General features: G+C 58.7%; 10 protein-coding genes. 2 read left to right on the top strand and 8 right to left on the bottom strand.

All coding sequences use genetic code 11. The annotated features are described in order from the left end of the window. Positions 1–395: 395 nt before the first annotated feature. Positions 396–1,979 carry a peptide chain release factor 3 gene (locus ACRC4F_RS03105; RefSeq protein ID WP_007942808.1) on the top strand — a complete coding sequence of 528 codons (1,584 nt, stop codon included), beginning with the start codon at positions 396–398 and terminating at the stop codon, positions 1,977–1,979. Positions 1,980–2,316: 337 nt separating this feature from the next. Next, on the top strand, positions 2,317–2,571 hold the full coding sequence (locus tag ACRC4F_RS03100; protein WP_438658034.1) for a hypothetical protein: 255 nt from the start codon (positions 2,317–2,319) through the stop codon (positions 2,569–2,571). Positions 2,572–2,748: 177 nt separating this feature from the next. Here ACRC4F_RS03100 and ACRC4F_RS03095 read toward each other — a convergent pair whose 3' ends face one another. The 8 genes from ACRC4F_RS03095 to ACRC4F_RS03060 all read right to left on the bottom strand — a co-directional run bounded on the left by ACRC4F_RS03095 (position 2,749) and on the right by ACRC4F_RS03060 (position 13,518). After that, positions 2,749–3,729: a peptide ABC transporter ATP-binding protein gene (locus tag ACRC4F_RS03095; RefSeq protein ID WP_253436275.1), complete on the bottom strand. Its 981-nt coding sequence runs from the start codon at positions 3,727–3,729 to the stop codon at positions 2,749–2,751. Then, the gene (locus ACRC4F_RS03090; RefSeq protein WP_438658033.1) at positions 3,729–4,697 is read right to left on the bottom strand and encodes an ABC transporter ATP-binding protein; all 969 of its coding nucleotides are present in this window, start codon (positions 4,695–4,697) and stop codon (positions 3,729–3,731) included. The genes ACRC4F_RS03095 and ACRC4F_RS03090 overlap by 1 nt, the downstream gene beginning before the upstream one ends. 10 nt (positions 4,698–4,707) lie before the next feature. Further along, the gene (locus ACRC4F_RS03085; protein WP_438658032.1) at positions 4,708–5,631 is read right to left on the bottom strand and encodes an ABC transporter permease subunit; all 924 of its coding nucleotides are present in this window, start codon (positions 5,629–5,631) and stop codon (positions 4,708–4,710) included. Between the two features lie 10 nt (positions 5,632–5,641). Next, complete coding sequence (locus ACRC4F_RS03080; protein WP_007900379.1) at positions 5,642–6,652, bottom strand: ABC transporter permease subunit; 1,011 nt, start codon at positions 6,650–6,652, stop codon at positions 5,642–5,644. A 72-nt stretch (positions 6,653–6,724) separates the two neighbouring features. Then, positions 6,725–8,320 carry an ABC transporter substrate-binding protein gene (locus ACRC4F_RS03075; protein WP_438658031.1) on the bottom strand — a complete coding sequence of 532 codons (1,596 nt, stop codon included), beginning with the start codon at positions 8,318–8,320 and terminating at the stop codon, positions 6,725–6,727. Between the two features lie 78 nt (positions 8,321–8,398). Continuing rightward, positions 8,399–9,814 (bottom strand): OprD family porin, encoded by a 1,416-nt coding sequence (locus ACRC4F_RS03070; protein WP_438658030.1) that lies wholly within the window; start codon positions 9,812–9,814, stop codon positions 8,399–8,401. 173 nt (positions 9,815–9,987) lie between these two features. Next, positions 9,988–11,589: an ABC transporter substrate-binding protein gene (locus ACRC4F_RS03065; RefSeq protein WP_438658029.1), complete on the bottom strand. Its 1,602-nt coding sequence runs from the start codon at positions 11,587–11,589 to the stop codon at positions 9,988–9,990. 303 nt (positions 11,590–11,892) lie between these two features. Next, positions 11,893–13,518, bottom strand: a complete 1,626-nt coding sequence (locus ACRC4F_RS03060; protein WP_438658028.1) for an ABC transporter substrate-binding protein — start codon at positions 13,516–13,518, stop codon at positions 11,893–11,895. Positions 13,519–14,214 lie beyond the last annotated feature (696 nt).

Raw genomic sequence — 14,214 nt, 5'->3', positions numbered from 1 at the left:
TCATGCTGGTGCAACCGCATGAGATCGAGCCATAAGCGCAGCCTCGTCAGGCTAACTTGCAGGTTTTTCAAACCCTGCTACGAGAGCTGTAACAGGGGAGTGGACGCCTCCACCTTTTAAAAGGTTCCATATTTAGCAGCAGATAGCCACCCTGCATGTCGAATGGACTTGTAGCAGCTGCCGAGCCTGCGAGGCTGCGTTCGGCGGCGAAGCCGTCGTAGAGTCGACACTCGCGGTCTGCCTGATACTCCGCGGCGTCAGGTTTTACGACGGCTGCGCCGCCGAACGCAGCCTCGCGCTGCTCGGCAGCTGCTACGGGGCGAACGGTGGTCCGTAGAGGTCGGTTTGCGCTATACTCGCCGCCCTTTTTTGAATCACCTGCCAGGCGATTTCCCATGACCAAACAGGCCGCCGAAGTCGCGAAACGCCGCACTTTCGCCATTATTTCCCACCCCGATGCCGGTAAAACCACCATCACCGAGAAGCTCTTGCTGATGGGCAAGGCGATCGCGATTGCTGGCACGGTGAAATCCCGTAAGTCCGACCGCCATGCCACCTCCGACTGGATGGAAATGGAAAAACAACGGGGTATTTCCATTACCACGTCGGTCATGCAGTTCCCGTATCGCGATCATATGATCAACCTGCTCGACACCCCGGGCCACGAAGACTTCTCCGAAGATACCTACCGCACCCTGACGGCAGTGGACTCGGCATTGATGGTCCTCGACGGCGGTAAGGGTGTAGAGCCACGGACCATCGCGCTGATGGACGTCTGCCGTCTGCGCGATACGCCGATCGTCAGCTTCATCAACAAACTCGACCGTGACATCCGCGACCCGATCGAACTGCTCGACGAAATCGAAGCGGTCCTGAAGATCAAGGCTGCGCCGATCACCTGGCCGATTGGTTGCTACCGCGATTTCAAGGGCGTTTATCACCTCGCCGACGACTACATCATCGTGTACACCGCCGGCCACGGCCACGAACGCACCGATGTGAAAATCATCGAGAAGCTCGATTCCGATGAAGCTCGCGCGCATTTGGGCGACGAGTACGATCGCTTCGTCGATCAGCTGGAACTGGTGCAGGGCGCCTGTCACGAATTCAATCAACAGGAATTCCTCGACGGCCAACTGACCCCGGTGTTCTTCGGTACTGCACTGGGCAACTTCGGTGTCGATCACGTGCTCGACGCCGTGGTCAACTGGGCGCCGAAACCGCTGGCCCGTGTCGCCAACGAGCGCACCGTTGAACCGGTCGAAGAGAAATTCGCCGGCTTCGTGTTCAAGATCCAGGCAAACATGGACCCGAAACACCGCGACCGTATCGCCTTCATGCGTATCTGCTCCGGCAAGTACGAAAAAGGCATGAAGATGCGCCACGTGCGCACCGGCAAGGACGTGCGGATCGGCGATGCGCTGACGTTCTTCTCCTCCGAGCGTGAGCAACTGGAAGAAGCGTTTGCCGGCGACATCATCGGCCTGCACAACCACGGCACCATCCAGATCGGCGACACCTTCACCGAAGGCGAAGTCCTGGGCTTCACCGGCATCCCGCACTTCGCCCCGGAACTGTTCCGCCGCGTGCGTCTGCGTGACCCGCTGAAATCCAAGCAACTGCGTCAGGGCTTGCAGCAATTGGCGGAAGAGGGCGCCACCCAGGTGTTCTTCCCTGAGCGCAGCAACGACATCATCCTCGGCGCCGTCGGTGTGCTGCAGTTCGATGTGGTCGCCAGCCGCTTGAAAGAGGAATACAAGGTCGAGTGCTCTTATGAGCCGATCACCGTTTATTCCGCGCGCTGGATCGATTGCGACGATAAGAAGAAGCTCGAGGAATTCCGGGTCAAGGCCGTGGAAAACCTTGCAGTCGACGGCGGCGGTCACCTGACCTACCTCGCGCCGACACGGGTCAACCTGGCGTTGATGGAAGAACGCTGGCCGGACGTGAAATTCCGTGCGACGCGTGAGCATCACTAAACGCTGAGTTGCAAAACCAAAAGCCCCGGTCGCGAAAGCGCCGGGGCTTTTTTGTGCCCGCCACAATCCCCTGTGGGAGCCAGCCTGCTGGCGATAGCGGAGTGACATTCAACACATTCATTGAATGAAAGAATGCCATCGCCAGCAGGCTGGCTCCCACAAGGGGCAGCGTTGTCGGTAGGTTTGGGTATAAACATTATTCCAAACCAATCTCCCCACTTATGGCATTTCCCGCGCATCGTCAGGGTCCTATCTGGAGAACCCGCCCCATCGGAACCGGATGTCTGTCAGTACCGTCGGGCTTCCACGTTTTACCTGCGAAAGGATGGAATCAGCCATGAGCATTTTTCAACGCATCGTGTTGTTGCTGAAGGTTTTGGTAATGCTGTCCGTTGGCATGTCAGCGGCAGCGTGGGCGGAGTGCCCGGATCATGATGAACAAGCGTCAAGCGGGCAGGTGACTCACGCCGGGCTGATGATCGCCGCGTCCGAGTCGGAGCCAGGCGATCAAGGTCAGGGCGGCAGCGCGGACGATGACGATTCGACCACCGAGGATCCGGATGCCGATACCGATGAAGATGAAGGGGCTTGAGTAACAGGCAAAAGAAAACCCCGTCTCCCCTGACTGATGCGCAGCCGGGGCAGAAGAGGTCATTGAACAGCTCATAACCCGCTGTGGGGGCGAACCTGCCCGCGAAGGCGATATTCCAGCCAACATCTATGTTGACTGAGAGAACGCTATCGCGAGCAGGCTCGCTCCCACAGTTTGTTAAGCGGCGCCGTCGAGGAATTGCTCGGCGTAGTGGCAAGCCACCTGGCGGCTGTCGAGCAGGCGCAGGGCCGGCTCTTCAGTGCTGCAGCGCTCGGTCGCGTACGGGCAGCGCTTGTGGAAAGCGCAGCCGGACGGCGGATTCAGCGGGTTAGGCAACTCGCCGACGATCTTGATTTTCGGCTTGTTCGGGTCCGGGTGAATGGTCGGTGTAGCCGACAGCAACGCCTGGGTGTACGGGTGCAGAGGACGTTCGTAGATGTCGTTCTTCGGGCCCATTTCCACCGGGCGACCGAGGTACATCACCATTACGTCATCGGCAACGTGTTGCACCACTGCCAGGTTGTGGGAGATGAACACGTAGGCGGTGTTGAACTCTTGCTGCAAATCCATGAACAGGTTCAGCACCTGCGCCTGGATCGACACGTCCAGCGCCGAGGTCGGTTCGTCCGCCACCAGCACCTTCGGTTGCAGCATCATCGCGCGGGCCAAGGCGATCCGCTGGCGTTGACCGCCAGAGAACATGTGCGGATAACGCTGATAGTGCTCAGGACGCAAGCCTACCTGCTTCATCATCGCCTGCACTTTCTCGCGACGTTCGGCCGCGCTCAGCTGGGTGTTGATCAGCAGTGGCTCTGCCAGTTGATCACCAACTTTCTGCCGTGGGTTCAACGAGGCGTACGGGCTCTGGAACACCATCTGCACGTCTTTGCGCAATTGCTTGCGCTGAGCCTTGTCGGCGCCGGCGACTTCTTGCCCGGCGATTTTCAAGGAACCGGAGGACGGTTCTTCGATCAGGGTCAAGGCACGGGCCAGGGTGGATTTGCCGCAGCCCGACTCACCTACAACGGCGAGGGTCTTGCCGGCTTCCAGTTCGAACGACACACCGTTCAGGGCGCGCACGGTCGCATGGCCCTTGAACAGGCCGCGGGACACTTCGTAGTGACGGGTCAGGTCGCGGGCGGTAAGTACGACGGCCATTACGCCACCTCCTGATTCAGCGGGTAGAAGCAGCGGGCGAGGCTGTTGCTTTTCGGGTCAAGGGATGGACGCTGGGCACGGCAATTCTCTTGCACGTACGGGCAGCGCGGCGACAGCAGGCAGCCCTGCGGGCGGTCATAACGACCGGGAACAATGCCCGGTAGCGTGGCCAGGCGCGTGGCACCCAGGCTGTGTTCCGGAATCGCCTTGAGCAGTGCTTCGCTGTAAGGGTGTGCCGGAATGTCGAACAGTTGTGGCACTTGCCCCACTTCGACCGCCTGGCCGGCGTACATCACGCACACGCGCTGGGCGGTTTCGGCCACGACCGCAAGGTCGTGAGTAATCAGCACCAGGCCCATGTTCTGCTCTTTCTGCAACGCCAGCAGCAGGTCCATGATCTGCGCCTGAATCGTAACGTCCAGCGCCGTGGTCGGTTCGTCGGCGATCAGCAGTTTCGGTTCGCCGGCAATCGCCATGGCGATCGCGACACGCTGGCTCATACCGCCGGAGAGTTGATGCGGGTAGGCATTCATACGGCTCGCGGCACCCGGGATTTCAACTTTTTCCAGCAGTTCGATGGCGCGTGCGCGGGCTTGCTTGCCGGACATTTTCAGGTGCAGGCGCAGCACTTCTTCGATCTGGAAGCCGACGGTGTAGCTCGGGTTCAGCGCGGTCATCGGGTCCTGGAAGACCATGGCCAGGTCTTTGCCGACGATTTGCCGACGCTGACGGTTGCTGAGCTTGAGCATGTTCTTGCCGTCGAAATTCAGGGCGTCAGCGGTGACGATCCCCGGATGTTCGATCAGGCCCATCAGCGCCATCATGGTCACGGACTTGCCGGAACCCGACTCGCCAACGATGGCCAGCACTTCGCCCTTGTCCACGGAAATGTCGAGGCCGTCGACCACCGGAACGGCGTTCTTGTCGCCGAAGCGGACGTTGAGATTCTTGATTTCTAACAGTGACATTTGAATCTCCTCAGGCGGCGTTCTTGAGTTTCGGGTCCAGCGCATCGCGCAGGCCGTCGCCCATCAAGTTGATTGCCAGCACGCTGAGCAAAATGGTCAAACCAGGCAGACTTACCACCCACCAGGCGCGTTCGATGTAGTCGCGAGCCGAAGCCAGCATGGTGCCCCACTCAGGCGTTGGCGGTTGTACGCCGAGGCCGAGGAAGCCCAGTGCCGCGGCATCGAGGATCGCCGAGGAGAAGCTCAGGGTGGCCTGAACAATCAGCGGCGCCATGCAGTTGGGCAGCACGGTGACGAACATCAGGCGTGGCAGACCGGCACCGGCCAGGCGCGCGGCGGTCACGTAGTCGCGGTTCAATTCGCCCATCACCGCGGCGCGGGTCAGACGAACATACGACGGCAACGAAACCACGGCGATGGCAATGATGGTGTTGATCAGGCCAGGGCCGAGGATGGCGACAATCGCCACGGCCAGCAGCAGGGACGGCAGGGCCAGCATGATGTCCATCAGGCGCATGATGGTCGGGCCGAGCATGCGCGGGAAGAACCCGGCAAACAGACCCAGGAGAATGCCCGGAATCAGCGACATCACCACCGACGACAAGCCGATCAGCAGGGACAGGCGCGAACCGTTGATCAGGCGCGACAGCAGGTCGCGACCCAGTTCATCGGTGCCGAGCAGGAACTGGATCTGCCCACCTTCCAGCCAGGCTGGCGGGGTCAGCAGGAAGTCACGGTATTGCTCGCTCGGGTTATGCGGAGCAACCCACGGCGCGAAGATGGCGCAGAAAATCACCAGCAGCATGAACATCAGGCCCGCAACGGCGCCTTTGTTCTTGGAAAACGCTTGCCAGAATTCTTTGTACGGAGACGGGTACAGCAGGCTTTGATCGACTGTTACCGCTTGATTTGTAGTTGAAGCTGGAGTGGTCATGGTCATGATCTCAGCGCTGGTGACGGATGCGTGGGTTGGCAAAGCCGTAGAGGATGTCCACCACGAAATTGACCAGAATCACCAGGCAGGCGATTAACAGGATGCCGTTCTGCACCACGGGATAATCCCGTGCGCCAATGGCTTCGATCAGCCATTTGCCGATGCCGGGCCACGAGAAAATGGTTTCGGTCAGGACCGCACCGGCCAGCAACGTGCCGACTTGCAGGCCGACCACGGTCAGGACCGGAATCAGCGCGTTGCGCAGGCCATGGACGAACACCACGCGCGACGGCGAGAGGCCTTTGGCGCGGGCGGTACGGATGTAGTCCTCACGCAGCACTTCGAGCATCGACGAACGGGTCATCCGCGCAATAACGGCCAGCGGGATGGTGCCAAGCACGATGGCCGGCAGGATCAGGTGGTGCAGGGCATCGAAGAACGCACCGACGTCATCGGCCAGCAGCGTGTCGATCAGCATGAAGCCGGTGCGCGGCTCGATGTCGTAGAGCAGGTCGATCCGCCCGGACACCGGCGTCCAGCCCAGGGACACCGAGAAGAACATGATCAGGATCAGGCCCCACCAGAAGATCGGCATCGAGTATCCCGCCAGGGAGATGCCCATCACCCCATGGTCGAACAGGGATCCTCGCTTGAGTGCCGCGATCACCCCGGCCAGAAGGCCCAGGATGCCGGCGAACAACAGGGCGGCCATGGACAATTCCAGGGTCGCGGGGAATAGAGAGCTGAACTCGGTCCAGACGCTTTCACGGGTCCGCAGGGATTCGCCAAGGTCGCCGTGGGCCAACTTGCCGATGTAGTCCAGGTACTGGGCATACAGCGGTTTGTTCAGGCCAAGGCGTTCCATTGCCTGAGCGTGCATTTCGGGGTCGACCCGACGTTCGCCCATCATCACTTCCACGGGGTCGCCAGGAATCATGCGAATCAACGCGAAAGTCAGCAAGGTGATGCCGAAGAATGTGGGGATCAATAACCCCAATCGGCGGGCAATAAAACTAAACATCTTGTGTGGTACCTCATCAGCCGGTTAGGCGTGCCCGGCATTCCTGGGTCAGGAATGCCGGTAGTTTCTTATCTACTTCACCTGAGTGGTGGCGAAGTTATTAGTGGTGAGGGGGCTAATGTGATAGCCCTCTACGTTGTTGCGCATTGCGGTGAACATTCTAGTGTGCGCCATGCTGATCCATGGCTGGTCCTGGTTAAAAATAACCTGAGCCTGTTCGTACAACGCTGCCCGCTCGGCCGGATCGGTCTTTTCACGGGCCTGGTCGATCAGCGTCTGGAACTTGGCGTTGCACCAGCGTGCGTAGTTTTCGCCGTTCTTCGCGGCTTCGCAACTGAGCATAGGCGTCAGGAAGTTATCCGGGTCGCCGTTATCGCCCGCCCATCCGGCGGAAACCATATCGTGCTCGCCGTTTTTCGCGCGTTTGAGCATTTCGCCCCATTCCATCACGCGGATGTCGATCTTGATCCCGACCTTGGCCAGGTCAGCCTGCATCATCTGCGCGCCGAGCATCGGGTTCGGGTTGGTCGGGCCGCCACCGTTGCGGGTGAACAGGGTGAAGGTGGTGCCTTCCGGTACGCCGGCTTCCTTGAGCAGGGCGCGGGCCTTGTCCAGATCACGGGCCGGGTTTTTCAGGCTGTGGTTGTAGCCCAGCAGCGTGTCCGGGAACGGATTGACCGCCACCGTCGCATTGCCTTTGCCAAACAGTGCGTTGACATAAGCCTCTTTATCGAAGGCGATGTCGATGGCTTTGCGCACCCGCACGTCACTCATGTACTTGTGCGTGGTGTTCATGGCGATGTACGAAACGGTCATCGCGTTCAGTTCATCGACACTCAGCTTGGTGTCTTTCTTGATGCTCGGGATGTCATCCGGTTTCGGATACAGCGCGATCTGGCACTCGTTGGCCTTGAGCTTTTGCAAGCGCACGTTGTTGTCGGTGGCGATCGCCAGGATCAACGCTTCAGCCGGTGGCTTGCCACGGAAGTAGTCCGGGTTGGCCTTGAAGCGAACCTGGGCGTCTTTGTTGTAGCGCTGGAACACGAACGGCCCGGTGCCGACCGGCTTGTTGTTCAAGTCGCCAGTCTTGTTGGCCTTGAGCAACTGGTCGGCATATTCGGCGGAGTAGATCGAGGAGAACGCCATGGCGATGTCGGCCAGGAACGGCGCTTCGCGACGGGTCAGGGTGAATTTGACGGTGTTGTCGTCAACTTTCTCGACGCTTTTCAACAGTTCCTTGAAGCCCATGCTTTCAAAGTACGGGAAGCCCACGCTCGACAGTTTGTGCCATGGGTGGTTCGGGTCCAGCTGACGCTGGAAGCTCCAGACCACGTCGTCGGCGTTCATGTCGCGGGTCGGCTTGAAGTATTCGGTGGTGTGAAACTTGACGCCTTTGCGCAGGTGGAACGTGTAAGTCAGACCGTCCTCGCTGATGTCCCAGGAGTCGGCCAGTGCCGGAATCACTTCAGTGGTGCCGGGCTTGAAGTCCGCCAGACGATTGAAGATGGTTTCGGCCACCGCATCGGCTGTGACTGCAGTTGTGTACTGGACCATATCGAAGCCTTCCGGGCTGGCTTCGGTGCAGACCACCAGGGGTTTGGCCGAGACGCCAACAGCGACACTCAGCAACGCGGCTGCGATGGCCGCACGTAGGGGAAGCATTTTCATCAAGAACCCTCTGCAATCGGTTAAAGGACAAAAGCCGAACGGCCGATTCGTCACTGAATCAGCCGTTCGGCGGGTGCATTACAAAATGTTGAACGGGATGGTGGTCACGAGACGGAACTCGTTGATGCTGCCGTCAGCCTGGTTTTCGCTGGCGCGGTGAGCGGTGTAGGTCGCGCGAATAGCGGTGGCCTTGAGTGGACCGCTCTGCACGGCGTACGCAGCACCGATGCCGTATTCATAGTGGTGTTCGCCGTCCATGGCCTGGACGCCGTCGTAGCCGCCGCCGGCGTAGTGAGTGCCGTCGATGCCCCAGCCGCGAGCCTGGTAGATGTTGAACTTCAGGCCTGGCACGCCGTATTCGGCCATGTTCAGACCGTAGGCAATCTGGAAGGACTTCTCGTTCGGGCCGTTGAAGTCCGACAGCAGGGAGTTGGCCAGGTAGATGCCGTTGGTTTCGTGCAGGTAGTCGAAGTACTCGTTACCGTTCACTTCCTGATACGAGAAGGTCAGGGTGTGAGCCTGGTGAGTCAGGCCGAACGACAGGGAGTAGGTGTCGTTGTCGATTTCGCCCAGCAGTTTTTTGCCTTCGTCGACGGTCTTGTAGTAGTTCAGGCCGGTGGTCAGGCTCAGTACCGAGCTGTCACCCAGAACATGGGTGGCGCCGAAGTAGTACTGGTTCCACAGGTCTTCGGCCTGGGTGCCCCACAGGCTGGTGGTCAGGCTGGCGAACGGGGTGTAGGTGAGACCGGCGGTGTTGACGTGGTCGGTTTCAGCGCTGGTGTCGCCGTATTCGGAGCGGAATTTGCTCAGGCTTTCTTCGGTACGCGGGGAAACGCGGTCGAAGGAGCCCAGGTCGAAGGCCAGGTTGTTCAGCTCTTCGCTGTGGATCGCCACGCCTTCAAAGCTCGAAGGCAGCGGACGGTTGCCGATGACGTCGACTTGCGGGCTGCTGAAGTTCATGCGGCCGGCAGTCAGGGTGGTGTTGGAGATACGGGCCTTGACGTTCGCCAGGCCTACTTTGCTCCACTGACCCTGGGCGTCGCCGCCTTCTTTGGTCAGGGTACGGTTGTTGCCCGCGCCTGGACGAGTGCCCGGTGCGCCGCCGTTGTTGGACGCCAGGTTTTCACGGTCGCGTTCCAGCGCGATGGCATTGTAGGCCGCCACTTCAGTGCTGAAACCCACGGTGCCTTCGGTGAAGCCCGAGTTGTACTTGACGATGGTGCCCTGCACCCAGTTGATACGACGATCAGTCGGGGTCGCTACACCGTCTTTACGGTAAGTGAACTTGCCACCACGTTTCAGTTGTTCGTTGGCGTACCAGTTACGGGTGCTGCCGGTGACCGTGCTGCCTTCGATAAAGCCGGTTGCATCGGCTTGGGCGCTTTTGGTGTTGACCGTAACCGGAGTGAATTCCTGGCTTTGGGTTTCTGCGTAAGCCGTGGCGGTTACGCTGCTGATGGCCAGGGCCAATAACGCGGTGCTGCTCAGTTTCATGGGTGAAGCTCCTTACTTTCTTTTTTTTAATGCCGGTCTTTTTTGGTGATCCGGCTATTTGGTTTAGAACTCAATCAAGGCTTCGCAAACGTTTGCTGCAGGCCGGATGGGCGAATTGCGGCAATACGCTTGCGTGGGGGCGCAATGCGCCCCCAGCGTTTCTGGCTAATCGGTTATTGGTCGATACTGACGCCCGAGAACACGTTGCGACCGAATGGACTCACCTTGAATCCTTCGATTTTCGCGCTCAACGGCTGGTTAACCGTCGAATGGGCGATAGGCGTGATCGGCACTTGTTGCTTGAGGTAGTGCTGCGCCTGTTTGTAGAGCACGGTGCGCTGGTCGCGGTCGGTGACGACCTTGGCCTGCTTGATGAACTTGTCGTAAGCCGGGTCGCACCACATGGAATAGTTGTTGCCGCCAATGGCGTCGCAGCTGTACAGCGTGCCAAGCCAGTTGTCCGGGTCCCCATTGTCACCGGTCCAGCCAATCAGGCTGACGTCGTGCTCGCCATTCTTGGTGCGCTTGATGTACTCGCCCCATTCGTAGCTGACGATCTTCACTTTGAGACCGATTTTTGCCCAGTCAGCCTGGAGCATCTCGGCCATCAACTTGGCGTTCGGGTTGTAAGGGCGCTGAACGGGCATCGCCCACAAGGTGATTTCGGTGCCTTCCTTCACGCCGGCAGCCTTGAGCAATTCCTTGGCTTTTTCCGGGTTGTAGGCGACGTCCTTGATGGTGTCGTCGTAGGACCATTGGGTCGGCGGCATAGCGTTTTGCGCGAGTTGCCCGGCGCCTTGGTACACCGCGTTGAGAATGCCTTGCTTGTTCACCGCCATGTCCAGCGCCTGGCGCACTTCGAGCTGGTCGAACGGTTTGTGGCGGACGTTGTAGGCGATGTAACCGAGGTTAAAACCGGGCTTCTCGATGAGCTTGAGTGCCGGGTCGTTTTTCAATGCCGGGACGTCGGCAGGGCGCGGGCTCAGGGTGATCTGGCACTCATTGGCCTTGAGCTTCTGCACACGCACCGAAGCGTCGGTGTTGATCGAGAAGATCAGGTTGTCGAGCTTGACCCGGCTCGGGTCCCAGTACTGCTTGTTGCCGGTGTAGCGGATGTTGGAATCTTTCTGGTAGCTCTTGAACGCGAACGGGCCAGTGCCGATCGGCTTCTGGTTGATGTCGCTCGGCTTGCCTTCGGCCAGCAACTTGTCGGCGTATTCGGCGGACAGGATGGCGGCGAAGCTCATGGCGATGTTCTGGATGAACGCGGCGTCGACGCTGTTGAGCGTCATGACCACGGTCAGTGGCCCGGTCTTCTCGACTTTGGCAATGTTCTTGTTCAGGCTCATCCCGTTGAAATACGGGAACTCGGTCGGATAAGCCTTACGGAAAGGTTGCTGCGGATCGAGCATGCGATTAAACGTGAACAGCACGTCATCGGCGTTGAAATCACGGGTCGGCGTGAAGTACTTGGTTGTGTGAAATTTCACCCCTTCGCGCAGGTGAAAGTTGTACTTGAGGCCGTCCTCGGAGATATCCCAGCTCGTTGCCAGGCCCGGTACGACGTTGGTGGCGCCTTTTTCAAACTCTGCCAATCGGTTGTACAACGGCTCGGCGGCATCGTTGTCGGTCGATGTCGTGTACTGCGCAGTGTCGAAGCCAGCGGGGCTGCCTTCGGAGCAGAACACCAGGCTGTTGTTGGCGGCCTGGCTGATGGAAGTGGCGGCCAACAGGCCGGTGCCCAGCAATGCGGATAAAACCAAGGTATGGCGCATGACGCTCCCTCTTTTTTAGTGTTTTGACAATGCGCCGCCGTCCCGTCCGGGGACGTGGAGGCATCATTGATCTCAAACCATCGTGAGCAGCAACAACCGAGAGCCCACGCATGAACTGGTCAGATCCCGACGGTATGAATCGTGGGCCTGGCAGTAAATGCGTAGAGTCCTAAAGACTCGTAGGAAAAGGCGACGCATCCGACACCGCTGCTGTACTACGCAGAGGAATTGGATGTAGGTGGTTTCCTACTTTCTCGGTAGATAAAGCAACGGCGACGTTAAAAACGTCGCCGTTGCAAAACCTTACTTGCTGACGCTGACGCCGTAGAAGGAGTTCAAGCCAAACGGGCTGATCTTGAAGTCCTGCACGTTGTCGCGCATGGGTTGGAACACCGTCGAGTGAGCGATAGGTGTCATCGGAACAGCGTCTTTGAGGACGTGTTGCGCCTGTTGGTACAGTTCGGTGCGCTTGCCCTGGTCGGTCGTGCGCTTGGCTTCTTTGACGAGACCGTCGAACTTCTTGTCGCACCACTTGGAGAAGTTGTTGCCGCTCAGCGAGTCGCAGCCGAACAGTACGTTGAGCCAGTTGTCCGGATCACCATTGTCGCCGCTCCAGCCAATGATCATGGCCTGGTTCTCACCGCCCTTGGAACGCTTGATGTACTCGCCCCATTCGTAGCTGGTGATCTTGACGTTCAGGCCGATCTTCTTCCAGTCGGACTGCAGCATCTCAGCCATCAGTTTGGCGTTCGGGTTGTACGGACGCTGCACCGGCATTGCCCACAGGACGATCTCGGTACCTTCCTTGACGCCGGCTTCCTTGAGCAGCTCCTTGGCTTTCTCAGGGTTGTACGGCGCATCCTTGATGGTGGTGTCGTAAGACCACTGGGTTGGCGGCATGGCGTTGACGGCCAGTTGACCAGCGCCCTGATACACCGATTTGATGATCTCTGGCTTGTTGACAGCCATGTCCAGCGCTTGACGGACTTTAAGGTTGGCCAGCGGGTTCGGCTCGTTGCTGCCCTTGACCTTGTCCATCACGTTATAGGCGATGTAGCCCAGGTTGAAACCAGCCTGATCAGGCATCTTCAGGGTTTTGTCAGCCTTGAGCGCTGCCAGGTCGGCCGGGCGCGGGAACAGAGTGATTTGGCACTCGTTCTTTTTCAGTTTCTGAATACGCACGGACGGGTCGGTGGTGATGGCGAAGATCAGGTTGTCGATCTTGACGTCTTCAGGCTTCCAGTAGTCCTTGTTCCCGGTGTAGCGGATGTTGGAGTCTTTCTGGTAGCTCTTGAACACGAACGGGCCAGTGCCGACCGGCTTCTGGTTAATGTCGGCGGCTTTGCCTTCTTTCAGCAGCTGGGCTGCGTACTCGGCGGACTGCACCGACGCGAAGCTCATGGCCATGTTCTGGATGAACGCGGCATCAACTTCCTTGAGGGTGAACTTGACGGTGTGGTCGTCGACTTTATCGATCTTGGTGATGTTGGTGTCCATCGCCATGTCGGTGAAGTACGGGAATTCGGTCGGGTACGCCTTACGGAACGGATCATCCTTGTTAATCATGCGATTAAAGGTGAACAGCACGTCGTCGGCGTTGAACTCACGAGTCGGCTTGAAGTACGGCGTGGTGTGGAACTTGACGCCTTCACGCAGGTGGAAGGTGTAAGTCAGGCCATCGTCAGAGATGTCCCACTTGGTCGCCAGACCAGGAATCACGGCGGTGCCGCCGCGCTCGAACTGGGTCAGGCGGTTGAACATGGTTTCTGCAGAGGCGTCGAAGTCGGTTCCGGTGGTGTACTGACCTGGATCAAAACCGGCCGGGCTCCCTTCGGAGCAGAACACCAGGTTAGTCGCGGCTTGGGCGAATGGTGCGGAGGCTAACAAGCCTGCGCCGACTAAAAACGGAATGACCGCGTGTTTAAGCATGTTGGCCTCATGATTTGTTGTCATTTTTGGAATTAGAGGACGACCTCGTGAGTCGTGCCTGCGGATACTTATGCAGGGGCCATACCCAATGCAAGATCCTGAGCCTCTGCAGGCCTTAAACAGTGGCACGAACGTACCTTAATGTCGCATATGTATAAATTCACGCGCATTTGACCGTTTGCGCGGGGTTTTTTTGGTGCCTGGGGCGCACCTGCGCGGGGCGATCTGGACGCCTTTCGCACTCGATTGGAGCGCGGTGTTACTTATTTATACCCATCATTGCGGGCGGTGAACGGCTAGTGCGGGCGTGAATGAGATTGAGTTCCGGTTTGGTGGGTAGGTGTTTGTTGTTTAAAGGGTTGTTGTGGCTGTGGGGGCAGTTTGTTTCGTTACTGTTTGTCAGGGGGCATCTGTGGGTGGATTTGGATTTCTGGATTAGCTGGGGTAGTGCGTGGGTGTGTCAGTAGTACCGCGGGTGCAACCTTTTACCGCCAGCGGTAGCACTTTTCTTCTTCTCGCAATGTTGAGCGTCTGAAAAATGTGCATTTTTGGCTATGTGTACATATCCATTTCTGCGGTAACGGCGGCTGGCGGTTTCGCCCTTACGGCGACTCACTTTTTTTACAAGCGCCTAAAAAAAGTAAGCAAAAAAACGCTCGCCCCAAGCGTCCGGCCCCTCGCCTGGGCTCGGCGTTC

The organism is Pseudomonas sp. (assembly GCF_051660785.1).
Lineage (GTDB): Bacteria > Pseudomonadota > Gammaproteobacteria > Pseudomonadales > Pseudomonadaceae > Aquipseudomonas.
This window is presented reverse-complemented; position numbering and strand designations above follow the sequence as displayed.